The sequence below is a fragment of the Pseudarthrobacter sp. MM222 genome, from assembly GCF_947090775.1.
GTDB lineage: Bacteria > Actinomycetota > Actinomycetes > Actinomycetales > Micrococcaceae > Arthrobacter.
This window is the reverse complement of sequence record NZ_OX352321.1, coordinates 4,201,411-4,224,216: the sequence shown is the minus strand read 5'-3', so window position 1 is coordinate 4,224,216 and position 22,806 is coordinate 4,201,411. Positions and strand designations below refer to the sequence as shown.

General features: G+C 68.4%; 22 protein-coding genes. 15 read left to right on the top strand and 7 right to left on the bottom strand.

The window, feature by feature from the left end; genetic code table 11:
* Window positions 1-33 precede the first annotated feature (33 nt).
* Both OM977_RS19310 and OM977_RS19305 read right to left on the bottom strand, forming a co-directional pair.
* Window positions 34-1,728, bottom strand: coding sequence for an alpha-amylase family protein (locus OM977_RS19310; protein ID WP_264355473.1), 1,695 nt, complete (start codon window positions 1,726-1,728; stop codon window positions 34-36).
* Window positions 1,725-2,720 (bottom strand): TIGR03885 family FMN-dependent LLM class oxidoreductase, encoded by a 996-nt coding sequence (locus tag OM977_RS19305; protein ID WP_264355472.1) that lies wholly within the window; start codon window positions 2,718-2,720, stop codon window positions 1,725-1,727. The genes OM977_RS19310 and OM977_RS19305 overlap by 4 nt, the downstream gene beginning before the upstream one ends.
* A 93-nt stretch (window positions 2,721-2,813) precedes the next feature.
* Here OM977_RS19305 and OM977_RS19300 point away from each other — a divergent pair, with 93 nt between their 5' ends.
* A complete protein-coding gene (locus tag OM977_RS19300) occupies window positions 2,814-3,917 on the top strand; it encodes an ATP-dependent DNA ligase (RefSeq protein ID WP_264355471.1) in 1,104 nt (367 codons plus the stop codon).
* 81 nt (window positions 3,918-3,998) lie between these two features.
* Here the strand turns inward: OM977_RS19300 and OM977_RS19295 are convergent, their stop codons facing one another.
* Window positions 3,999-5,318 carry an MFS transporter gene (locus OM977_RS19295; RefSeq protein WP_264355470.1) on the bottom strand — a complete coding sequence of 440 codons (1,320 nt, stop codon included), beginning with the start codon at window positions 5,316-5,318 and terminating at the stop codon, window positions 3,999-4,001.
* Between the two features lie 228 nt (window positions 5,319-5,546).
* On the opposite strand from OM977_RS19295, the gene OM977_RS19290 reads away from it, so the two are divergent.
* The 12 genes from OM977_RS19290 (at window position 5,547) to OM977_RS19235 (ending at window position 17,122) form a co-directional block, all read left to right on the top strand.
* Window positions 5,547-6,389: an IclR family transcriptional regulator gene (locus OM977_RS19290; RefSeq protein ID WP_264355469.1), complete on the top strand. Its 843-nt coding sequence runs from the start codon at window positions 5,547-5,549 to the stop codon at window positions 6,387-6,389.
* Window positions 6,390-6,540: 151 nt separating this feature from the next.
* On the top strand, window positions 6,541-7,422 hold the full coding sequence (locus tag OM977_RS19285) for a shikimate dehydrogenase (RefSeq protein ID WP_264355468.1): 882 nt from the start codon (window positions 6,541-6,543) through the stop codon (window positions 7,420-7,422).
* Window positions 7,422-9,374 (top strand): sugar phosphate isomerase/epimerase and 4-hydroxyphenylpyruvate domain-containing protein, encoded by a 1,953-nt coding sequence (locus OM977_RS19280; protein WP_264355467.1) that lies wholly within the window; start codon window positions 7,422-7,424, stop codon window positions 9,372-9,374. Before OM977_RS19285 ends, OM977_RS19280 begins: the two co-directional genes overlap by 1 nt.
* A gap of 69 nt (window positions 9,375-9,443) precedes the next feature.
* Window positions 9,444-10,352, top strand: coding sequence for a protocatechuate 3,4-dioxygenase subunit beta (gene pcaH / locus OM977_RS19275; protein WP_442960671.1), 909 nt, complete (start codon window positions 9,444-9,446; stop codon window positions 10,350-10,352).
* The gene (gene pcaG / locus OM977_RS19270; RefSeq protein WP_264355466.1) at window positions 10,345-10,911 is read left to right on the top strand and encodes a protocatechuate 3,4-dioxygenase subunit alpha; all 567 of its coding nucleotides are present in this window, start codon (window positions 10,345-10,347) and stop codon (window positions 10,909-10,911) included. Before pcaH ends, pcaG begins: the two co-directional genes overlap by 8 nt.
* Window positions 10,908-12,413, top strand: a complete 1,506-nt coding sequence (locus tag OM977_RS19265; protein WP_264355465.1) for a lyase family protein — start codon at window positions 10,908-10,910, stop codon at window positions 12,411-12,413. The genes pcaG and OM977_RS19265 overlap by 4 nt, the downstream gene beginning before the upstream one ends.
* Window positions 12,406-13,224: an alpha/beta hydrolase gene (locus OM977_RS19260; RefSeq protein ID WP_264355464.1), complete on the top strand. Its 819-nt coding sequence runs from the start codon at window positions 12,406-12,408 to the stop codon at window positions 13,222-13,224. The genes OM977_RS19265 and OM977_RS19260 overlap by 8 nt, the downstream gene beginning before the upstream one ends.
* Window positions 13,221-13,691: a 4-carboxymuconolactone decarboxylase gene (gene pcaC / locus OM977_RS19255; protein WP_264355463.1), complete on the top strand. Its 471-nt coding sequence runs from the start codon at window positions 13,221-13,223 to the stop codon at window positions 13,689-13,691. The genes OM977_RS19260 and pcaC overlap by 4 nt, the downstream gene beginning before the upstream one ends.
* Window positions 13,688-14,896, top strand: a complete 1,209-nt coding sequence (locus OM977_RS19250; RefSeq protein WP_264355462.1) for a thiolase family protein — start codon at window positions 13,688-13,690, stop codon at window positions 14,894-14,896. The genes pcaC and OM977_RS19250 overlap by 4 nt, the downstream gene beginning before the upstream one ends.
* A 3-nt stretch (window positions 14,897-14,899) precedes the next feature.
* Entirely contained in the window at window positions 14,900-15,559 is a 660-nt protein-coding gene (locus tag OM977_RS19245; RefSeq protein WP_264355461.1) for a 3-oxoacid CoA-transferase subunit A, read from the top strand.
* Window position 15,560: 1 nt separating this feature from the next.
* Window positions 15,561-16,256, top strand: coding sequence for a 3-oxoacid CoA-transferase subunit B (locus tag OM977_RS19240; protein ID WP_264355460.1), 696 nt, complete (start codon window positions 15,561-15,563; stop codon window positions 16,254-16,256).
* Window positions 16,257-16,306: 50 nt separating this feature from the next.
* Window positions 16,307-17,122, top strand: coding sequence for an IclR family transcriptional regulator domain-containing protein (locus OM977_RS19235; protein WP_264355459.1), 816 nt, complete (start codon window positions 16,307-16,309; stop codon window positions 17,120-17,122).
* A 3-nt stretch (window positions 17,123-17,125) separates the two neighbouring features.
* On the opposite strand, the gene OM977_RS19230 is transcribed toward OM977_RS19235, so the two are convergent.
* Window positions 17,126-17,365: a hypothetical protein gene (locus OM977_RS19230; RefSeq protein ID WP_264355458.1), complete on the bottom strand. Its 240-nt coding sequence runs from the start codon at window positions 17,363-17,365 to the stop codon at window positions 17,126-17,128.
* Window positions 17,366-17,594: 229 nt separating this feature from the next.
* On the opposite strand from OM977_RS19230, the gene OM977_RS19225 reads away from it, so the two are divergent.
* Window positions 17,595-18,536 (top strand): diacylglycerol/lipid kinase family protein, encoded by a 942-nt coding sequence (locus OM977_RS19225; protein WP_264355457.1) that lies wholly within the window; start codon window positions 17,595-17,597, stop codon window positions 18,534-18,536.
* Here OM977_RS19225 and OM977_RS19220 read toward each other — a convergent pair.
* Window positions 18,533-19,459: an ACT domain-containing protein gene (locus OM977_RS19220; RefSeq protein ID WP_264355456.1), complete on the bottom strand. Its 927-nt coding sequence runs from the start codon at window positions 19,457-19,459 to the stop codon at window positions 18,533-18,535. The two genes, OM977_RS19225 and OM977_RS19220, sit on opposite strands and share 4 nt — an antisense overlap.
* A gap of 103 nt (window positions 19,460-19,562) precedes the next feature.
* A complete protein-coding gene (gene mscL / locus OM977_RS19215; protein ID WP_264355455.1) occupies window positions 19,563-20,075 on the bottom strand; it encodes a large conductance mechanosensitive channel protein MscL in 513 nt (170 codons plus the stop codon).
* Window positions 20,076-20,298: 223 nt separating this feature from the next.
* Here mscL and OM977_RS19210 point away from each other — a divergent pair, with 223 nt between their 5' ends.
* On the top strand, window positions 20,299-21,375 hold the full coding sequence (locus OM977_RS19210) for an FUSC family protein (protein ID WP_264355454.1): 1,077 nt from the start codon (window positions 20,299-20,301) through the stop codon (window positions 21,373-21,375).
* 4 nt (window positions 21,376-21,379) lie between these two features.
* Here the strand turns inward: OM977_RS19210 and OM977_RS19205 are convergent, their stop codons facing one another.
* The gene (locus tag OM977_RS19205; RefSeq protein WP_264355453.1) at window positions 21,380-22,621 is read right to left on the bottom strand and encodes an MFS transporter; all 1,242 of its coding nucleotides are present in this window, start codon (window positions 22,619-22,621) and stop codon (window positions 21,380-21,382) included.
* Window positions 22,622-22,806: the final 185 nt, after the last annotated feature.

The following is a 22,806-nucleotide window of genomic DNA, read 5'->3' as shown; positions in this document are numbered from 1 at the left end:
TCTCGTAGCCGGCTTTGATCCTGAACTTCCACGCTAGGGGCTGTGGCGGTCCTCGGGGCGCCGGATCCGGAACCACCGGTAGCCGTAGCGGTCCAGCTGCAGCTCAAAGCTGCCGTCCTCCGCCAGCGGGACATCCTGTCCGTCCAGCAGGTCGCGCAGCACCGCGCCGGCGAAGTCCGGCTCCTGGTCCTCCCTGGACGTGACATTTGCGGTCACCGCTATCGGCTCCGCGCCGAAATTGTGGGCCAGGATGAGGGTTGATCCGGCGGAGCTGCAGCGGTGCAGCAGAACCTTCTCCGCTCTGTGCCTGATCAGCTCGAACTCGCCCCAGCCCAGTTCGGGGCTTTCCCGGTAGCGCTGGATGAGCGTGGCAACGAAGTTCCAAAGTGACTCCGGGTCCCGTTTTGCGGCGCCGGCGTTGATGTTTTTCGGGCCGAAGTAGCCCTCCACCACCGGGGCGACCAGATCCTTTGCCGGAGCCGTGGAGAAGCCGCCGTTCTCGGCGTCGTCCCACTGCATCGGGGAACGGACTGCGGAGCGGCCCTTGGCCCGCAGGTCCTCGCCCATCCCGATCTCTTCACCGTAGAACAGCACCGGCGTGCCGGGCAGCGAGAACATCAGCGAATACACCATCCGGATCCGGGCCGGGTCCCCTTTAAGCATGGTGGGCAGCCGGCGTCGCAGGCCGCGGCCGTACATCTGCATGTCCTCGTCCGGTCCGAAGGCGGCGAAGACCTCCTGGCGCTCGGCGTCGCTGAGTTTGTCCAGGGTCAGTTCGTCATGGTTCCGGACAAACATCGCCCACTGGTTGTCCGGGTGGATTTCCGGGCGGCTGCTAAGGCTCTTGGCCAGCGGCCGGGCGTCCTCCCGGGCCAGCGAAAGATACATGTTCTGCATAGACAGGAAGTCGAACTGCATGTTCAGCTCGTTGCCCGCGGGTCCGCCGAAGTATTTCAGTTGCTCCTTGTAGGGCAGGTTGACCTCGCCGAGCAGGACGGCGCTGCCGTTGCGGCGGTTCAGGAAGCTGCGCAGGGCGCTCAGGTACTCGTGCGGGTTGGTCCTGGCGGCCTCGTCCTTGGGCTCACCGCGCAGTTCCAGGAAGAACGGGACGGCGTCGAGGCGGAAACCGTCGAGGCCGAGCTGCAGCCAGAAGCCCATGGACTTGGCGATCTCGTCCCGGACTTTCGGGTTCGCCACGTTCAGGTCCGGCTGGTGCTTGGCGAACATGTGCAGGTACCACTCACCCGTGGCACTGTCCTGGGTCCAGATGGAGGTCTCCTCGCCGGGGAACACCACCTCGTCGGAGGTATCCGGGGGAGTGTCGTTACGCCAGACGTAGTAGTCGCGGAACGGGTTGTCGATGGACTTCCGGGACTCGACAAACCAGGGGTGCTTGTCCGAGGTGTGGTTGATGACAAAATCCGCGATCACCCGCATGCCCCGGTCCCTTGCCGTCCGGATGAACTCCACCACGTCACCCAGAGTGCCAAGCCGCGGATCGACGCCGTACATGTCGGTGACGTCATAACCGTCGTCCCGGTCCGGAGAGGGGTAGAACGGCATGAGCCAGATGCACGTCACGCCCAGTGCGGCCAGATAGTCCACGCGCTGGATCAGTCCGCCGAAATCCCCGGTGCCGTCGCCGTTGTCATCGAAGAACGTCTCCGGGTCCAGGCAGTAGATCACGGCGTTCTTCCACCACAGGTCGGAGGTTTCAGCGATTCTCACAGCAGCACCTCCCGGGTCCGGGCCGGGCGGTCCGATCCGCGCAGCTGGGGGAGCACATGCTCCGCAAAGGCGTCGATAAACGGCTCCTGCTCCTGGCCGACGAAATGCAGGTAAAGCTCCTCGAAGCCGAGTTCGAGGTACCCGGCGAGCCACTCGGCGTGCTGCGCGGTGTCAGCCGAGATGTTGACGGCGGTCCGGACCTGCTTCTCGCCCACCTCGGCGCTGACGTTGTCGAAGTGGGCCGCAGTGGGGAGGTCCCACGGGATCGGAGGGGCAAACACGTTGCTGCGCCACTGGTCAACGGCGATCGCGACGGCGTCCTCCTCCACGGGCGCCCAGGACAGGTGGACCTGCAGCGCAGCCGGGCCCCGGCCACCGGCATCGCGGTAGGCGGCGAGCATGTCCTTGAGCTTCGCCGGGGGCTGGTTTACTGTGACCAGCCCGTCCGCCCAGGCGGCTGAGCGCCGGGCGGTCTCCACGCTGACGGCCGGCGCGATCAGGGGCGGCTTGATTTCCGGAATGTCCCAGATTCGGGCCTGCTGGACTTTGAGCAGGCCGCTGCGGGTGACCTCCTGACCGTCGTGCAGTTCACGGATGATCTGCACGGCCTCCTCCAGGCGGCGCTGCCGGGTTTCCTTGTCCGGCCAGGCCTCTCCGGTGACGTGCTCGTTCATGTACTCACCGCTGCCGGTCGCCATCCAGAAGCGTCCCGGGAACATGTCCGCGAGCGTGGCCGAGGCGTGGGCGATTATAGCCGGGTGGTACCGCTGGCCCGGGGCCGTCACCACACCGAAGCGCAGCTTGGTGGTGGCCAGGGCGGCCCCCAGCCAGGACCAGGCGAAGCCGGAGTGGCCCTGCCGCGCGGACCAGGGCTCGATGTGGTCCGAACACATCGCGGCATCGAAGCCCGCCTGCTCCGCCAGCTGGACGTCCTTGAGGAGCTGGCCGGGACTGATTTGTTCATGGGATGCGTGGAAGCCGAGGGTCGCCATCGTTAATGTCTACCGTCGCCGTGGGCCTGTGTCGAGGAAAGCTCCGGACGGCGGGGCTGGCGGCTGGCGGAGCGCCGGGTAAGAATGGGCCGTATGCGACTGCCCCTGATGCCTCCCATCGCGCCCATGCTGGCCAAAGCTGTGCCTTCCCTTCCGGGAGGTCCCGGAAAAGCCGGGGACCCAGGGCCTGGATGGAGCTATGAGCCCAAGTGGGACGGCTTCCGGTCCATTATCTTTCGCGACGGCGAGGAGGTGGAGATCGGCAGCCGCAACGGCAAGCCGCTGACCCGCTATTTCCCCGAGCTGGTCGAGGCGCTGAAGGCGAACCTGCCGCCGCGCTGCGTGGTCGACGGCGAGATCATCCTGGTGGGCGCTTCCGGGGACCGGCTCGACTTTGACGCGCTCCAGCAGCGCATCCATCCGGCCGCGAGCAGGGTGAAGCTGCTGGCCGGGGAGACCCCGGCCAGCTTTGTCGCGTTTGATCTGCTGGTGCTCGACGACGAGGACCTCACCGGGCGGCCCCTTACGGAGCGGCGCGCTGCCTTGGAACAGGCCCTCGCCGGCAGTGCCGCGCCCATCCATCTGACGGCTGCGACCGACGACCGGGAGACCGCCGCTCAGTGGTTCACCCGGTTCGAAGGGGCCGGGCTGGACGGGATCGTGGCCAAGGCCCTGGACGGCACGTATCAGCCGGACAAACGCGTGATGTTCAAGATCAAGCACGAGCGCACCGCGGACTGCGTCGTCGCCGGTTACCGGGTGCACACCTCCGGCCCCGACCGCGTCGGGTCCCTGCTGCTGGGCCTGTACGACGACGACGGTGTCCTCGCGAACGTCGGCGTGGTCGGTGCCTTTCCGATGCAGCGCCGCAAGGAGCTCTTCGAGGAGCTCCAGCCGCTGGTGACCGACGCCGCCGACCACCCGTGGGCGCCCCCCCGGCAGGAGGAAGGCACCCGAACGCCGCGCAACGCCGAGGGCAGCCGGTGGAGCGGGGGCAAGGACCTGTCGTTCACGCCGCTCCGCCCGGAACGCGTCATCGAAGTGAAGTACGACCACATGGAAGGCGTCCGGTTCCGCCACACCGCGCAGTTCGTCCGCTGGCGCGAGGACCGTGACCCGCGCTCGTGCACCTACGAACAGCTCGAGGAGCCCGTCTCCTATGACCTGTCCGAGGTGCTGGAGACCGGCAGGCGGTAACGGGCGGTCCCACGCCGGGAAAACGCCGACGGCGGCCCGCCCCGGGAAGGGGCGGACCGCCGTCGGGCAGGTTGCCGGAGCTTAGCGCAGGCCGAGCTCCTTGGTGGGGACCTTGAAGGTCTCCTTGGCCGTCAGGGCCGAGACGGCCGAGATGACGCAGATGATGCCGGTGAAAATGCTGATCTGGACCCAGCCGCCGGGCTTGATGCCGCCCATGGCCGCCACGATCGCCGGGGCGAAGCCGGCCATCAGGAAGCCCAGCTGGGTGCCGATCGCCAGACCGGAGAAGCGGACCTTGGTGCTGAACATCTCGGCATAGAAGGAGGGCCAGACGGCGTTGGAGGCAGCGTACCCGAAGGAGAAGAAGCCGATCGCGGCGAGGAACATCAGCGGGATACTGCCGGACTCGAGGCTCAGCAGGAACACCGGCGTCAGGATGGCACTGGCCAGGGCGCCGTAGATGAAGACCGGCTTCCGGCCGATCCTGTCAGCGAGCATGCCGAAGAGCGGCTGCGTGCCCAGGGCCACCAGGTTGGCTCCGACAACGAGCCAGAGGGTGGTGGTGCCGTCCACGCCGGCGACGTTCTTGGCGTAGCTGATGGCCAGGGTGCCGAACACGGTGGAGACTGCGGCGATGAAGGCGCAGGCGACGACGCGGAGGACATCGCGCCAGTGGTGCTTGAGCAGGTCGGCGACGGGGAGCTTGGAGATCTGGGCGCTCTTCTGGGCTTCCTCGAAAGCCGGCGGTTCGTGCAGGGTCCGGCGGATGAAGAACGCGACCACTACGACGACGGCGCTGAGCCAGAACGGGATGCGCCAGCCGATGCCGTACTTGATCTCGTCGGGCAGGGCGAGGACCGGGATGAAGACGAGGGCGGCGAGGATCTGGCCGCCCTGGGTGCCGGTCAGCGTCCAGGAGGTGAAGAAGGAGCGGCGGTTGTCCGGGGCATGCTCCAGCGTCATGGAGGAGGCACCGGCCTGCTCACCCGCTGCGGAAAGGCCCTGGCAGAGGCGCGCCAGCACCAGCAGGGCCGGAGCCCACCAGCCCACGGTGTTGAAGTCGGGCAGGCAGCCGATCAGGAACGTGGAGGCCCCCATCAGCAGCAGCGTAAACATCAGGACCTTGCGTCGTCCCACCCGGTCACCGAAGTGGCCCAGGATGACGGCGCCGACGGGCCGGGCCACGTAGGCGAAGCCGAACGTCGCGAAGGACATGATCGCGGCATTGGCGTCAGCGTCCGGGAAGAAAACCTTGGGGAAGATCAGCGCGGCAGCGGAGCCGAAGATAAAGAAGTCATAGTACTCGACGGCGCTGCCCAGGAAGCTGGCAAGGGCTGCCTTTTTCGGGGTCCCGGCCGGTGCGTCAGTGCCCGGCGTCGTGGACGGGAGTGTCTGGCTCATGGTGTTCCTTTTGTGTGACGACATTGTCGCGGATGGATCAGGAAGGTCTCAGTCGCCGATGGCCTCTTAAGTGTGCGGCAGCCGGAGATTCGGAGAAAGACCCGGACTAGTAGCCACATGGTGGGAGCTACTTGTGCGATACAGCAAGCATGACTGTGAGGACAGTCACTTGTCAACAAAAATAATCACCATCTAGAAACAGCTCTCACGATGTGAGAGTATTGATCCATGAGTGTGAACCAAGACACAGAACTGGCCGACCCCTTTCCCGCCCCCGAAGCCCCTGCTGGCAAAGCTGCCAAGGCGCCCAGGGACGACACGCGCACGGACATGGTTGGCAAGGCCCTTGGCCTGCTCGTCCTGCTCGGCGACGAGCCGCGCGGCGCCAGCGCCGCTGACCTTTCCCGCCGGGCGGAGCTGCCCTTCAGCACCACCTACCGCCTGCTGGGGTCCCTGACCCGCGACGGCTTTGTTGACTATGAGCCGGATGGCCGCCGCTACCACCTCGGCCTGCGCGTCTTCCAGCTCGGCCAGCGGGTGTCCAACCACCACGGCTTCGCCGGAACGGCCCTGCCCATTCTGCGCCGCGTCACGGAGGAGTCGGGGGAGGCCACCATCCTGTCGGTGCGCGACGGGGTGCACCACCTCACCGTCAACAAGGTCGACGGCCCGCAGACCTTCCGCGTCACAAGCGACCCGGGCCACCTCGGCGCGCTGCACACCACGTCCGTGGGAAAGGCGCTCGTGGCCTTCGCCGATGACGCCACCCGCACCGAGCTTGTGGAGGGCCTGGAGCTGGAACCGCTGACGGAGTGCTCGATCACGGACCGCGAGGCCTTCCGGGCTGAAATCGACCTGGTCCGGCGCCGCGGCTACGCCACCATGGACGAGGAAAACGAGCTCGGCATGCGCGCCGTCGCGGTCCCGGTGTTCAACTCGCAAGGAGTGGCCTTCGCCTCGCTGGCCACGGCGGTTCCGGTGTTCCGGATGAGCATGGAAGCCCTTGTGGCCCTGGTGCCACTCCTGCAATCCGCCGCGGCAGAGCTGTCCGCGCGGCTTCCCCAGCAGTGACGCGGGGTGCACGCCCGGTGCAAATGTTCGCCATGAGAACAAGCGTGCATGATGTGAACAAGTACGGTAATGTAATCCCTATCACCCGGTCTGCCGGTGGCCCCTTGGGCGCCCCCGCCGGCCGAGTGCCGTTGTCAAAGGAGCTATACGGATGAGCAATCGAGCAGAGTCCTTTCTCGTGGGACTGGTGGGTGATGGCGTGATGCCGTCCCTCACTCCCCATATGCATGAACGGGAAGGCGATGTGCAGGGCCTCCGGTACCTCTACCGCCCCATCGACCTCCTTGAGCTGGAGCTCCCGGGCGAAGCCGTGGGCGAGCTCCTGACCGGCGCGCGGCGGCTCGGCTACAACGGCCTGAACATCACCCACCCGTGCAAGCAACTGGTCCTGGAATACCTGGACGAGGTCTCTCCCGATGCCCGGCGCCTGGGCGCGGTGAACACGGTGACCATCAGCGACGGCCGCTTCATCGGCCACAACACCGACTTTTCCGGATTCGCCGCCGCCCTGGCCTCAGGCCTTCCAGGAGCAAAGCTGGGCCGGGTGGTCCAGCTGGGCGCCGGCGGCGCCGGTTCCGCCGTCGCCTATGCCCTGCTGACCGCCGGAGTGCGCGAGCTCGTGCTGGTCGACACCGACGCCGCCCGCTGTGCGGCGCGCGCCGCGGAACTCGCCGCGTTCTTCCCGGACCAGTCGGTCACTGCCCGGACGACGGCGGAGCTGCCGCGGCTGATGCCCCAGGCCGACGGCCTGGTGCACTGCACTCCGGTGGGCATGGCCGCCCACCCGGGCGTTCCACTGGACATGTCCCTGGTGGAGCCCAGGCACTGGGTCGCGGACATCGTCTACCGCCCGATCGAAACCGAACTGGTCCGCGGGGCCCGCGCGAAGGGCTGCGAGGTACTTGACGGCGGACGGATGGCGGTCGGCCAGGCCGCGGATGCCTTCCGGATCTTCACCGGCCTCGAAGCCGACGCGGACCGCATGCGGGCCCATTTCCTGGAACTCGTCGCCGCGGAAGAGGTGGCCGCCTGATGCGCACCGGAATCGCCACTGTCTGCCTCTCCGGCACGCTCCGGGAAAAAATGCAGGCCTGCGCCGTGGCCGGCTTCGACGGGATCGAAATCTTCGAGCAGGACCTCGTCACGTCCCCGCTGAGCCCCGAAGACGTCCGGGGGATGGCCGCGGACCTGGGCCTCAGCCTGGACCTCTACCAGCCGTTCCGCGACTTCGACAGCGTCCCGGAGGAGCTCCTCGCTGCCAATCTCCGCCGCGCCGAGGCCAAGTTCCGGCTGATGTCCCGCCTTGGCATGGACACCATCCTGGTCTGCTCCAACGTAGCCACCGCAAGCATCGACGACGACGGACTCCGCGCCGAGCAGCTGTCACGGCTGGCCGCGCTCGCCGCGGACCACGGCGTCAAGCTCGCCTACGAGGCGCTCGCCTGGGGCAAGTACGTCAATGACTACGAGCATGCGCACCGGCTGGTGCAAACGGTGGACCACCCCAACCTCGGCACCTGCCTGGATTCCTTCCACATCCTCTCCCGCGATTGGGACACCGCGGCGATCGAACGCTTCGACCCGGACAAGATCTTCTTCATCCAGGTGGCCGACGCGCCGAAGCTTTCCCTGGACGTGCTGTCCTGGAGCCGGCACTACCGCGTGTTCCCCGGCGAGGGGCAGTTCGAACTCGCCAAGTTCCTGGGACACGCCGTCCGCGCCGGCTACGCCGGACCGGTCTCCCTCGAGGTCTTCAACGACGTCTTCCGCCAGTCCGACGTCGAACGCACCGCCGTGGACGCGATGCGGTCGCTGATCTGGCTCGAAGAACAAACCGCCAAGTGGCTCGCGGCCAACCCTGCCGCCGGGGGCCCCGAGGCCGGGACCGCCGCCGGCGGCGCGGCCACCCGCCGCCGGTATCCGATGGAACTCGCCACGCTTCCGCAGGTGGCCGAACCCGCAGGCTTTAACTTCGCGGAGGTCCGGGCCGCGGACGCCGGCGCGCTGGAAACCCTGCTCAGCCAGCTTGGCTTCGCGTCCAACGGACGGCACCGGACCAAGAACGTGCAATTGTGGACCATGGGCCACGCCCGCGTCATCATCAACGAGGATTCTGCCGGCGCCGAAAGCGCCGAGACAGCGATCGCGGCGCTCGGCTTCGATGTCGCTTCCCCGGTGATCGCCGCCGCCCGCGCCCAGCAACTCAAGGCCCCGGCCGTGCCGCGCAAGAGCCAGGCCGACGAGGAGATTTTCCAGGGCTTCGCCGCCCCGGACTCCACCGAGATCTTCCTCTGCCAGGGCAGCCCGGACGGCACCGCCGCGTGGACCCGCGAGTTCGGCGAGGGGCTGGAAGCGCCCGCCGCGGGCCGGCCCGGGGACCTGAGCGCCGTGATCGACCACGTCAACCTCGCGCAGCCGTGGCAGCATTTCGACGAAGCCGTGCTTTTCTACACCAGTGCCCTCGCCCTGGAGCCCCAGCCCTACGCGGAGGTCGCCAGCCCCACCGGGCTGGTCCGCTCCCAGGTAATGCTGACCGGGGACCGGGGCGTCCGCCTGGTCCTGAACCTGGCCCCGCTCCTCCAGCAGGAGGGGACCGCGCCGGGCCCGGCAGGGACCGGCGGCACAGGCCAGCGCCGGAGCTACCAGGAGCACATCGCCGTCGCGGTGGACGACCTCGTTGGTGCCGCCCGTGCCGCCCGGGCCCGGGGACTGGAGTTCCTGCAGATCCCGGAAAACTACTACGAGGACCTCGACGCGCGGTTCGGCCTGGAGCCCCGTTTCCTGGCGACGCTCCGGGAGCTCAACCTGCTCTACGACCGCGATGCCGACGGCGAGTTCCTGCACTTCTACACCGCCACCGTGGGAAGCGTGTTCTTCGAAATGGTGGAACGCCGCGGCGCCTACGACGGCTACGGCGCCCCCAATGCCCCGGTGCGGCACGCCGTCCAGTACGACCACCTGCACCAGCTGAAGCTGACCCCCTGAGCCAATTGCCCTGAGCCAATCAATTTGGCCGAACCGTCCAGTACCAATTCCCACTGAAAGGAGGCTGCTGTGCCTGAAGAGATCAACGTTGAGATCTACAACGCGGACCCGCTCACCGAGGACACGTCCGATCGAGCCACCGAGGCCGCACCGAGGACGCACGCCATTGCTGTCCCTGCCTTGGACGCCGCCGCGGAGTCCCAGGCGGACCTAAGCGCCGAAATGAAGGCCCTCGCCGACGCGTACGCGCAGGCCGTCAGGAACGGCGCCCCGGCCGAGGTGCAGCCCCGGCTGGACTACGCGCCCTACCGCAGCAGCGTCCTGCGGCACCCGACGAAGGACCTGCACCACGCGGACCCGGAGACCATCGAGCTGCACTCGCCGGCCTTCGGGCACATGGATGTGCACGCCCTGGAATCGGACCTCACCATCGCGCACAACGGGGAACCCCTGGGTGAGCGCATCGTCGTCTCCGGCCGGGTGCTCGACGGCGACGGCAGGCCCGTGGCCGGGCAGCTCGTTGAGATCTGGCAGGCCAACTCCTCCGGCCGCTACATCCACAAACGGGACCAGCACCCCGCCCCGATCGACCCCAACTTCACCGGCGTCGGCCGCTGCATCACCGGTGCGGACGGTTCGTACAGCTTCACCACGATCAAGCCCGGTGCCTACCCGTGGAAGAACCACCTCAACGCCTGGCGCCCGGCCCACATCCACTTCTCCCTGTTCGGCCAGGAATTCACCCAGCGGATCGTCACCCAGATGTACTTCCCCGGGGACCAGCTCTTCCCGCTGGACCCGATCTACCAGTCGATCGTGGACCAGGACGCGCGGGACCGGCTCGTGGCGACCTACAACCACGAGCAGACCAAGCCGGAATGGGCGCTGGCGTACAACTGGGACATCGTCCTGACCGGGTCCAAGCGAACCTGGACAGAGAACGAGGCACTCGGCGCAGAAGGAGACGACGATGAGTAAACTCACCCCCACCCCCGGCCAGACCGTCGGGCCGTTCTACGGCTACGCCCTGCCCTACGCCAAGGACCGCGAGCTGCTGGCCCCCGGCGCGCCAGGCTCCATCCGGCTGCAGGGCACCGTCTACGACGGCGCCGGACATCCGATCCCGGACGCCATCCTGGAAATCTGGCAGGCGGACGCGGACGGACGGGTTCCGCAGCGCACCGGCTCCCTCGTCCGGGACGGCTACACGTTCACCGGCTTCGGCCGCAGCGCGGTGGGCAACACCGGCGCCTTCACCTTCACGACGGTGAACCCGGGCCCCACGGAGGAGGGCGCGGCGCCGTTCATCGCCGTTGCCGTCTTCGCCCGCGGCCTGATGAACCGGCTCTTCACCCGGATCTACCTGCCGGAAAACGAGGAGGCGCTGGCCGCGGATCCGCTGCTGTCCGCCCTCGAGCCGGACCGCCGCAGGACCCTGATCGCCCGCCGCGACGCCGACGGCGGCCTCACCTGGGACCTCCGGCTCCAGGGCGAGGACGAGACCGTGTTCCTCGACTTCGAGGGCGCCGCCAAGTGACCTCCTTTGAAACCAGCGACGCCGGCCTGCAGGGGGACTTTGGCCTGCTGAGTCCCGTGTCGGCGTCGCCCGAGGTAGCGGCGCTGACCGGGGACCGGGCGGTGCTCGCCGCCATTCTCCGGGTCGAGGCCGCCTGGGCCGCGGTCCTGGACGAGGCGGGCCTCGTGCCGGCCGGTTCAGCCGCGGTGGTTGCGGAGGCGGCGGACGCAGGCCGCTATGACCTCGCGGGCATCGCGGTGCGCGCCCAGGGTGGCGCCAATCCGGTGATCCCGCTGCTCGCTGATCTCCGCGCGCAGGTCAAGGCCCTGGACACGGCCGGAATCGGCGCCGTCCGCGCCGTCCACACGTCCTTGACCAGCCAGGATGTGCTTGACTCTGCCCTCATGCTGCTGGCCCGGGACGCCATCCGCCGGCTGCTCGGCGAGCTCACCGCAACGTCGGCGGCGCTGTCCGGCCTCGCGGAACAGCACGCGGAGACGCTGTGCGTGGGCCGCAGCCTGACCCAGCACTCGCTGCCCTTCACCTTCGGGCTAAAGGCCGCGCAGTGGTTCGCCGGACTGGCCGCCGCCGGGCGCCGGCTGGAAACTCTCGAACTGCCCGTGCAGACCGGCGGAGCCGCCGGCACCCTGGCTGCCGGCACCGTCCTGACCGCCGGCAGCTCAGTGACGCCCTTTGACCTTTCGGACCGGCTGGCCGCCGGACTGGGCCTTGCGCCCGTCCCCGCGCCGTGGCACACGAACCGGCTCGCCGTCACCGCGCTGGGCGATGGCCTCGCCGCCGTGACCGACGCCGCCGGCAAGATCGCCGTCGACGTGCTGTTCCTGAGCCGCCCCGAAGTCGCCGAGGTCGCCGAGCCGCGCGCCGCCGGCCGGGGAGGATCCTCGGCGATGCCGCAGAAACAGAACCCGGTGCTCTCGGTGCTCATCCGTAGCGCCGCCCTGCAGGCCCCCGGGCAGGCAGCCCAGCTGCACCTCGCCGCCGCCAACTTCAACGACGAACGCCCCGACGGTGCCTGGCACAGCGAATGGCCGGCGCTCCGCCAGCTGCTCCGGCTCGCCCTGGGCGCCGCCGGGCAGCTCCGCGAACTCACCGAGGGCCTCCGGGTCTTCCCGGACGCCATGCGCCGCAACCTGGACCTCGCCGGCCCGCTGCTGCTCAGCGAAGCCGTCACGGCCGCCCTTGCGCCACTCCTGCCTGGCAACGGCGCGGGCAAGAACGGCGCCGACGGGAAGCAGCGGCTGCAGGCCGTGGTGGACCAGACGCTCCAGGCCCCTGCCCGGGAGCAGGCCGCCACATACCGCCGGCTGCTCCGCGCCGCAGTCCCGCCGGAGCAGCTCTCCGACGCCCGGCTGGAGGAGCTGCTGGACCCGGCAAACTACCTCGGCCAAGCCGCCGAGATCTCCCGCCGCCTCCTAGCGGCCTATCCCGAGTACGCCCGCGCCGCAGCCGGAACGGCCGACGCCCCACCGACCCCCGACCTGAACGGAGCTTTCCGTGGCTAGACCAACAGTCAAGGCAGTCCTGCTGTCGCCCCCGCGCCCCCTCGGGGACAAGCCACTCCTGGTAGTGGGCCCGTCGCTGGGGACCTCCACGTTCCTGTGGACCCAGGCGGGAGGGCTGCTGGGGGCCGAGCTCGACGTCGTCGCCTGGGACCTGCCCGGCCACGGGATCTCACCGGCCGCCGTGGAACCCTTCAGCGTCGCGGAACTGGCCGACGCCGTCGTCGAGCTGGTCGATTCGATCGCGCCGGGCGCGCGTTTCCACTACGCCGGCGTCTCCCTCGGCGGGGCCACGGGACTGCAACTGGGTATCAAGCACGGCGAACGGCTCAAGAGCCTGTCCGTGCAGTGCTCCGGGGCAAAGCTCGGCACCCCGGAGGGCTGGCTGGAGCGCGCCGAAACTGTGCGCACCCAGGGCACCCCGGTGATGATCCAGGGCTCGGCGCAGCGCTGGTTCGGCCCGGGCTACATGGAACGCGAGCCGGAGCGCAGCAGCCGCCTGCTGCACGCGCTGCGCGACGCCGACCGCTTCAGCTACGCCTTCTGCTGCGAAGCGCTGGCGGACTTCGACGTCCGGGACGAACTCGGCAGCATCCGGGTCCCCACCCAGGCCGTGGCCGGCGCGGAGGACATAGTGGCACCGCCGTCGTTCGCCGAGGAGATCGCGGCGCGCATCACCGCCGGCGGCGGCACCGCGAATGCCGTCACCCTCGGGGGCGTGGCACACCTGGCTCCGTTCGAGGCACCCGCCCACGCAGCCGAGCTGCTGCGGAGCCTCATCACCTGGACCGAGTCCCGGGGAGCCGACAAGTGACCGGCCCGGAAAGGAACGGCGTGGTCCAGCCCGATGCGACCAGCAAGGAAATCTACGACGGCGGCATGGTGGTCCGCCGCGAGGTGCTCGGCGCCGCGCACGTGGACCGCGCCAACGCCGCCAAGGACGACTTCACCGAGGACTTCCAGGACATGATCACCCGGATCGCCTGGGGCGGGATCTGGACCCGGCCCGGCCTGACCCGGCAGATGCGCTCCGCCGTCACCATCACCGCCATGGTGGCCCACGGGCACTGGGAAGAACTGGCCATGCATATCCGCGCCGCCACCACCAACGGCCTGAGCAGGGACGAGATCAAGGAAATCCTGCTGCAGACCGCCATCTACTGCGGGGTCCCCTCCGCCAACACCGCCTTCAAGACCGCCCAGGAGGTGTTCCGCGCCATGGACAACGACGCAAGGGGCGCCGACGCAACGGACTCCTCAGAAAAGGACAGCACGCCATGAACCAGGCTTACCTTTACGATGCCGTGCGGACCCCGTTCGGCAAGTTCGGCGGCGGCCTCGCGGCCGTCCGCCCGGATGATCTTGCCGCGCATGTGATCGGTGCGATCGTGCAGCGCGCCCCGAAGCTCGACGCCGAGCGGGTCGACGAGGTGGTGTTCGGCAACGCCAACGGAGCCGGCGAGGAAAACCGCAACGTCGCCCGGATGGGCACGCTGCTCGCGGGCCTGCCGGTCTCCATCCCCGGCACCACCGTCAACCGGCTCTGCGGATCCTCCCTGGACGCCGCGATCATCGCCTCCCGCCAGATCAACACCGGCGACGCCGAGCTCATGCTGGTCGGCGGGGCCGAATCCATGTCCCGGGCGCCCTGGGTGCTGCCCAAGACCGAGAAGCCCTACCCGGCCGGGGACCTGACGCTGGCCTCGACCACGCTGGGCTGGCGGCTGGTGAACAAGGCCATGCGCCCGGAGTGGACCATCTCCCTGGGCGAGGCCACCGAGCGGCTCCGCGAAAAGTACGGGGTGACCCGCGAGGCGCAGGACGAGTTCTCCGCCAACTCGCACAACCTCGCCGCCGCGGCCTGGGACGAGGGTTTCTACGACAACCTCGTCACCGTGGTCCCCGGGACGGACCTCACCCGGGACGAGGGCATCCGCGCCGGGTCCTCGGCCGAGAAGCTTGCCGGGCTCAAGACCGTGTTCCGGACCGAGAACGGCACCGTCACCGCCGGGAACGCCTCCCCGCTCTCCGACGGCGCTTCAGCGGCCTGGCTCGGATCCGAGAACGCCGCCGGGCTGCTGGGAATGGAACCGCTGGCCCGGATCGCGGGCCGCGGCGCGCACGCCAACGATCCCCAGTTCTTTGGCTACGCCCCGGTGGAGGCCGCGAACAAGGCCCTCGCCAAGGCGGGCATCGGCTGGGACCAGGTGGGCGCCGTCGAGCTCAACGAGGCCTTCGCCGCGCAGTCGCTGGCCTGCATCAACGCCTGGGGGATCGACCCCTCCATCGTGAACCGGCACGGCGGCGCGATCGCGATGGGCCACCCGCTGGGCGCCTCGGGCGGCCGGATCCTCGGCACCCTGGCCCGCAGCCTGCAGGCCTCCGGTCAGCGCTGGGGCGTCGCGGCAATCTGCATCGGCGTGGGGCAGGGCCTGGCCGTGGTCCTTGAGAACGTCACCGCATCATCCACCACAGGAAAGGGCTAGGACATGCTGAATTTTGTTGAGAGCGTCGGCGAGGCCGTCGCCGGCATCAAGGACGGCTCCACCGTGATGATCGGCGGCTTCGGCAACGCCGGCCAGCCGTTCGAACTCATCGATGCCCTGATGGACTGCGGCGCGACGGACCTGACCGTGGTCAACAACAACGCCGGGCAGGGCGACCAGGGCCTGGCGCTGCTGATCAAGGAGGGCCGGGTGAAGAAGATGATCTGCTCCTTCCCGCGGCAGTCCGACTCCTGGCACTTCGATGCCAGGTACAAGGCAGGCGAGATCGAGCTCGAACTCGTCCCGCAGGGCAACCTGGCGGAGCGGATCCGTGCCGCCGGCGCCGGGATCGGCGGGTTCTTCACGCCCACCGGCTACGGGACCATGCTGGCCGAGGGCAAGGAAACCCGGATCCTGGACGGCCGCGGCCAGGTCTTCGAGACCCCCATCCACGCCGACGTCGCCCTGATCAAGGCGCTCAGGGCCGACGGCAAGGGAAACCTCGTCTACCGCAAGACCGCCCGGAACTTCGGTCCGATCATGGCCGCAGCCGCTAAACACACCGTGGTCCAGGTGTCCGAGATTGTCCCCACCGGCAGCCTCGACCCGGAGAACATCGTGACCCCCGGAATCTACGTCAACAGCATTGTGAAGGTGGCCTGAGATGAGCATCCAGACAGCATCGATCCAGACCAGCGCGGCGCCGCTGGGCCGCGACGACCTCGCCCGCCTCGTGGCCCGGGACATCACGCCAGGCTCGTTCGTGAACCTCGGGATCGGCCAGCCCACCCTGGTCTCCAACTACCTCGAGCCGGAGCAGAACATCACGCTCCACACCGAAAACGGCATGCTCGGCATGGGCCCGGAAGCCGCCGGGGAGCAGATCGACGGCGACCTCATCAACGCCGGCAAGATCCCGGTGACGGAACTGCCAGGGGCGTCCTACTTCCATCACGCCGACTCCTTCGCGATCATGCGCGGCGGGCACCTGGACATCTGCGTCCTCGGCGCCTTCCAGGTCTCCGCCACCGGCGACCTCGCCAACTGGCACACCGGAGCGCCGGATGCCATCCCGGCAGTGGGTGGCGCCATGGACCTGGCCACCGGAGCCAAGGACGTGTTCGTGATGATGACGCTGCTGACCCGCGAGGGCGCGTCCAAGATCGTAGAGGCCTGCACCTACCCGCTGACCGGGATCGGCTGCGTGACCCGCGTGTACACGGACAAAGCGGTGTTCCTTACCGGGCCCGACGGCGTCGAGGTCCGCGAAACGTTCGGCTGCACCCTCGAGGAGCTGCAGGCGATGGTGCCAATCCCGCTCAAGGCCGCCGCCGCCGTCGGAAGCACCGCTGGAAGCTGAACACACGACTGTCCCGCGGATAGAGTGTTGCGAGACCATGAGGGGCAGAAATGATTGAGGCAGCAAGCGGAGCCCGGCGCGGCGCCGCCCCCGCGGCCAGCGACCAGTATGTGCAGTCGCTGGCGCGCGGGCTGGCGGTGATCCGGGCCTTTGACACGGACCATCCGAAAATGACCCTCACAGAGGTGGCGGCCCGGACGGATCTGACCCGGGCCACCGCCCGGCGATTCCTGTACACCCTCGTTGAACTTGGGTACGTCCGCACCGACGGGAAGATCTTCGCGCTGACGGCCAAGGTGCTGCAACTGGGCTACGCCTACCTCTCCGGGCTGTCCCTGCCGCAACTCGCGCAGCCGCACCTTGAGGAATTATCGCTTCAGCTCGGCGAGTCAACGTCTGCCGCAGTGCTGGAGGGGACGGACATCGCGTATGTCGCCCGCGTCTCGACCCGTCGGATCATGACGGTCGGCATCACCGTGGGAACCCGGTTCCCGGCCTACGCGACCTCAATGGGCCGCGTCCTGCTCGCGGCCCTTCCGGCCGCCGAGCTGGAGCAATACCTCGCCGTCGCCGAAATCCGCCCGCTGACCCCGCGGGCCATCGGGACCCGCGCGGAGCTGCTGGCGGAGCTGGCAGCAGTCCGTGCGCAGGGCTGGTGCCTGCTGAACCAGGAACTCGAGTTGGGCCTGATGTCCGTCGCGGCTCCGGTCCACGACGGACCGAAGGTGGTCGCCGCGATCAACGTCTCGCTCCAGGCCCAGTCAGTGGCCGCGCAGCCGGACCCGGACGCCTACCTGGAGTCGGTGCGGAGGGCCGCCGTGGCGACGGCGGAACTCATCTCCGCGGACCTCACCGGCGGGCGCTGACCGTCAGTCCTCCCGGTCTTTGACGGGCGCGGTGGACACGGTGATGGTGACTCCCGAGTCGTCGTCCCGGATCTTGAGGTGCAGGTCCTTTCCCACGAGCGAGGCATGGATGTCCTCGCTGTCCTCAGGTGCCAGCTGCTCAGCCAGCCGGGTGACTGCCAGCGCCATCGCCCGTCCCCAGTCGTGTGGGTCCGTGCTGGACGCCTCTGCCTCGGCTGAGTAGTTTTCCTGTGGTTCGGTCATATGCCCCCGCTTCCCGTGTCCGGAGCGCAGCCTGTCCGGCTGATCCGGTCAGGCTCCGGCCGGCTATCCGAAAAAGCCCGGCACGCTCCAGTACATAAACATGGCCAGTTTAGTGAGGCGGGCGCGCGAACGTCCATGATCGGCGGCCCCGCTGCCTAAGTTACGCAGGCATCTCCGGCTAGGATTTCAATTCGGGATAGTATCCGCCCACCCGCCCTTGAAGGACACCATGACAGTGAACAACCCCGCGCCCGACAGTCAAACACCGTCCAGGCGCGCCGCCGTGGTCATCAATCCGGCCAAGTCTGTCGGTCCGGCGCTGCAGGGGGCCATCTACCGCCTCTGCGAAACCCAGGGCTGGGCCGAACCGCTGTGGCTGGAGACCACCGTGGAGGACCCCGGTACAGGGCAGGCCCGCGAGGCGCTGGAGCAGGGGGTCGACGTCGTCATCGCCGCCGGCGGCGACGGCACGGTCCGTTGTGTTGCCGAGGTCCTCGCCGGCACCGGAACGCCGATGGGCATGGTGCCGCTGGGCACCGGCAACCTGCTGGCCCGCAACCTCGGTGTCAACATCGCCGACCCGGTATCCGCCTGCTTCGACGTCCTGAACGGCACCGACAGGTCCATCGACGTCGTGAAAGCGACGCTGGACGGGTCGGACGACGAGCAGGTGTTCCTGGTGATGGCCGGCCTCGGATATGACGCCGCCATCATGGCCGACACCGTGGACGTGCTCAAGGACCGGATGGGCTGGCTTGCCTACGTGGAGGCGGGCATCCGCAAGCTCCCCGGCAAGCCGGTGAAGGCACGGATCAGCATGGACGGCGGCGAGCCCGTCCGCCGCCGGATCCGCAGTGTCATGGTCGGCAACTGCGGCCGGATCATGGGCGGGATCGAAATTTTCCCCGACGCAAAAGTGGACGACGGCGTGCTTGACCTCTTGGTTCTGTCTCCCCGCGGGCGGCTCGGCTGGCTCGGTGTGATCGCCGGTATTTTCGGCCGGAACAAGGAAGAGACCGAGTCCGTGGATTACTTCCAGGGGAAAACTGCCGAGATCACGCTGGAACACGAACAGGAGTTCCAGCTCGACGGCGACCACCTCGGTACCGGGAAGCACCTGACCGTGACGGTGGAGCCGGACGCGCTCAAGGTCAGGATGGCTGCCGTCTAGGCGGGATCCGCATCAGCTGGCACCGCCCGGAGGGATTCCGGCGCGAGGTCACGGTGGGCCAGGATCTCCGCGAGCTCGGCCAGGCGGTGGGCGCGTGCGGACTCCGCCGGAGTGAACGGTTCGCCGGGCCGGGAAAAGGTGATGGGGCCGTGCCAGGCGGTCGGGATCCTCAGGAACGTGCTGTCAGTCGCCACGCCTTCCCGCGGCGCTCCCTTCGCTGCGCGGCCGCGGCCCACCTGCGCGGAGTCCGCGTCCGGCGCCGGCTCGATCCGTGCGTGCAGCAGTTCCGCCACCGCCAGCGGCAGCTCCTCCGGGTTCCCCGCGATCCGGGCAGCCAGGCTCAGCGCGCCGGTCTGCCCGTCCGCCATGGCCAGCGCCGTGGTGGGCCAGACCTGGGGGTCGCGGCCCCCGGCGTCGCGCAGCGCCCGGAGTAGCTCTTCTTCGCGCAGCTCACCTGGCGCGGAGAGCACAAACTCGTCGAGCACTCCGTCGGCCACCGGGTGGACGTGGATACTCAGGATGTTCGTGTCCAGCCGGTCCAGCGCGCGCGTCACCTTGCGCAGTGAACCCGGCGTGTCGACCAGGACTGTCCGCGCCCGCCAGAGCGCCGGCGCCGCCCGGAGCGTTTTGCGGTGGCGCAGCGCCGGGGCGTGAAGCCAGCTTCGCAGCATCCGGGCCGCAGAGGGTTCCGCAACCCAGATCACCAGGATTGTGGCGGTCAGCGTAAGGACCAGGACCTTGGCCACGTAGGGCAGGTGGGTTTCCACCACCGCGGCGTGCACCAGCAGTTCGATGGGCAGCATCACCGCAATATTGGCCAACGTCAGCCGGGCCTTGGTGGGCTCGGGCATCAGGCCGCACACTTCGCAGCTCAGCTCCGCAGTTTCCGGGGCGGGGGTTCCGGCGTTCGTTTTTGGCTTCATGGTTTCCATGATGTCCGCCGGCTGTTTCGGCAGGGTTGCGGCACGGTGAAGTTGCCGAGAAGTCTCGCACGCGGGCCGCGGCCGCTCCGGCCCGGAACCGCCCCTAGCGGACGTGTTGGCGGGAGGTTTCGGCCCGGTGGTCGGACCCGGTGGCCTGGTCCTCGGCGGCATGCTGCCCCTGGTGCTGCGCGCCCGTGCCTGCCGTCCCTGCGGCGCCTGCCAGCTGGGCCAGCAGGTCCCGGATTTCCGCGAGCAGTGCGGTGTCCGCCGGCAGCGGGGCCTCCTCCGGCTCCGCAGGTGACACGCGCTTTTTAACCATCGTGTTGATCCGGTTCATGGGTGCCACAAAAATGAAGTAGACCACGGCAGCGGTGATCAGGAAGGTGACGAAGGCGGTGACCACGGCACCGAAGTTCACAAAGGTCTTCTCGTTCCCGGGCCAGATGGGGAACCCCAAGCCTTCCGTCTCGACGCCCCCTGCCGCCGCGATGATGGGATTGACGATGTTGGACGTGAACGCACCCACGAGCGCGGTGAAGGCGGTGCCGACCACGACGGCGATCGACAATTCGATCACGTTGCCGCGCAGAATGAAATTCTTGAATCCTTTGAACATGGCTGGTCCTCCGTGGGGATTGCGGTGCGGGCGTCTCCAGTGACTCCGCCAAGGGAATCAACCGCTAGACGCTATCACTTCCCGGCCTTGTTCCCGGCACAGGCGCGGATTCCGTCCAACGGAGTTTGGTTCGGCTCTCGCCGGGCTTCGCGCGTACGATCCTGTCTGGATGCCAGCGCCGCCGTCGTAGACAATTTGACCGCTTGAAAGGCCCATTCCACCCGTGAAGCTGCTCGTTGAGATGTTCACCATGGCACCTGGTAACAAGGACCACCAAGTAGCCATCCGCTGCGCCGTCGGCGTGTTCGTCCCGCTGATCACGCTGGTGCTGCTGGACCGCCTGGACTTGGCGATCTTCGCCACCTTTGGCGCCTTCACCGGAATCTACGGCCGAAACGAACCGCACGGCAAACGATTTGATCTCCAGCTCCGGGCCGGCCTGCTAATGCTCGTGGTGATGTTCCTGGCCGCCCTGACAGCTCGCGCAGGCACCGCCCTGGCGCTCCCCGCGTCGGGCGCCATGTGGATGCAGGTCCTGGCCACTACCCTCGTCGCCGGCGGCTGCTCGTTCCTCGTCGCGTGGTGGCGGCTCCGTCCGGCGGGATCGCTGTTCCACATATTCGCTTTCGCGGCCATCGCCTCGATCCCCAGCCAGCCGCCACTCTGGCAGGCCATGCTCGTGGCCTTGCTGACCATGGCGTTCTCCCTGCTGGTTGGCATGTCCTCGCGGGCATTGAAGAGCCGCCGGACTCCGTGGGTGCGGGCCCGGCCGGCCCGTCTGACGGCGGCGGAGAAGCGGGCAGCCCGGCTCGAAAGCCTGGGTTACCTGGTGGCGGCAGGGCTCGCCGGTACTCTCGCGACAGTGGCCGGTGCTGAGCTTGGCCTTGGTCACAATTACTGGGCGATGGTGGCCGCCGTCGTCCCGCTCGTGGGCCACACTACCCGGCACCGGGTGAGCCGCGGGGTGCAGCGGATCGTCGGGACCGCCCTGGGCCTGGTCCTGCTGGCCGGGATCCTTTTGCTGCAGCCAGCCCCGTGGCAGACCGTGCTGGTGATTGCAGCCTGCCAGTTCGGCGCCGAGATGTTCATCGCCCGGCAGTATGTGCTCGCCCAGGTCTTCGTGACTCCGCTGGCCCTGATTTCCACGCTGCTGGTGGCACCCTCAGCACCCGGGCTGCTCCTGCGGGACCGCATCGTGGAGACCATCATCGGTGCCGCCGTCGGCATCGCGGTGGTGCTGGCCCCGACCGTCTGGCGGCGGTTGAGGGCCGGCCGGGCCACCCCGCACGCCGCCGCCTGACGGACTAGTTTTCCGCGGGTGCCCTGGTTGCCCCGGGGGAAACCAGGGGCTCGGCGTGCGAGATCCGTTGCGGCACGATCGCCAGTGCGGCCACGGCTATCACGGCTGCTGCGGCGAACACGTAGAAACCCCACGGGTAGGCGATGCCGGCGGCCACCAGGGTGCCGGTCACGGCCGGACCCAGGATGGCGCCCAGCCGGCCGACGCCCGCGGAGTAGCCGAGGGCGGTGGCCCGCAGCCGGCTGGGGAAGAGCTGGCTCACCCAGGCGTAGACGAGGACCTGTGAGCTGAAGACGAAGACTCCGGTGACGAAGACGGCCGCGTTGAGGAGCAGTTCATTCTGCAGCTTGATGCTCAGCACGGCGAGGAGAACGGCCGACAGCCCGAACCACAGCAGGACTACCCTCTTCGCGCCGTGCTTGTCCGCGAGGATCCCCGCAGCGACGAGCCCGACGACGGCGCCGACGTTGAGGACCAAAAGCTGGCCGATGCCTGCTGCAATGGAGTAACCGGCGGACGCCATCAGTTGCGGAAGCCACGTGTTCAGCCCGTATACGAGCAAAAGCCCCATGAAGGATGCGATCCCGACTCCGACGGCGACCACGGGGTAGGGCTTCTTGGCAAGGTCCCGGAAGCTGGCAGCCTGCACCGGTTCAGCGGCCTGGCGGACCGGCGGCAGGGACTCGGGCAGCTTGAACCACAGGAACGGCAGCAGGGCCAGCCCTGCCAGGCCGCCGATGACGAACATCATCCGCCAGTTCGGAATTAGCAGGAGTGCCAGCAGGGCGGTGAGTACCGCGCCGACGTGGTAACCGGTCATGGTCCTGGTGGTGGACCGCCCGGCGGACCCCGCCTTGGTGGCGTAGTCGTTCATGTAGGCCAGGGCCGCGGGCAGGCAAGCGCCGAGGCCCAGTCCGGCCAGGAGCCGGAAGATGCTGAAGACCAGGACGTTGGGGGCGATCACGATGGCGAGCGTGAACAGGGAGAACCAGGCGACGCAGGCGATCAGCAGGCGCCGGCGGCCGAGCCGGTCCGAGAGCGGGGCGATGAACAGGGCGCCCAGGCCGACGCCGACGAGGGAAATCGTGGCTGCCAGGGTGGCTCCGACGGCATCGAATCCCAGTTCTTGGGTCTTGATCAGGGTCGGAATGACGGTGCCCAGCACCACCAGATCGAAGCCGTCAAGCACCATGGCCAGCCAGCAAAGCCAGACAGGCCATCGGGAAGAGCGGTCAGCGGACGTCATTGGCATAGCAACCTCGAAGATCGGGCTCGGCGTTGAGTGGATGTGAAGCTGGATGTCGGTGCGCGTCCGGTGCGCGGCAAGGGGCGCCTCCGGGGAATCCGACCTGAGATTTCTATCACCGTTGCGTGTATCGTGGAACACTCTATGCCATTCAATGGAATCAATGTGTCCGACTCGGAAAGAAG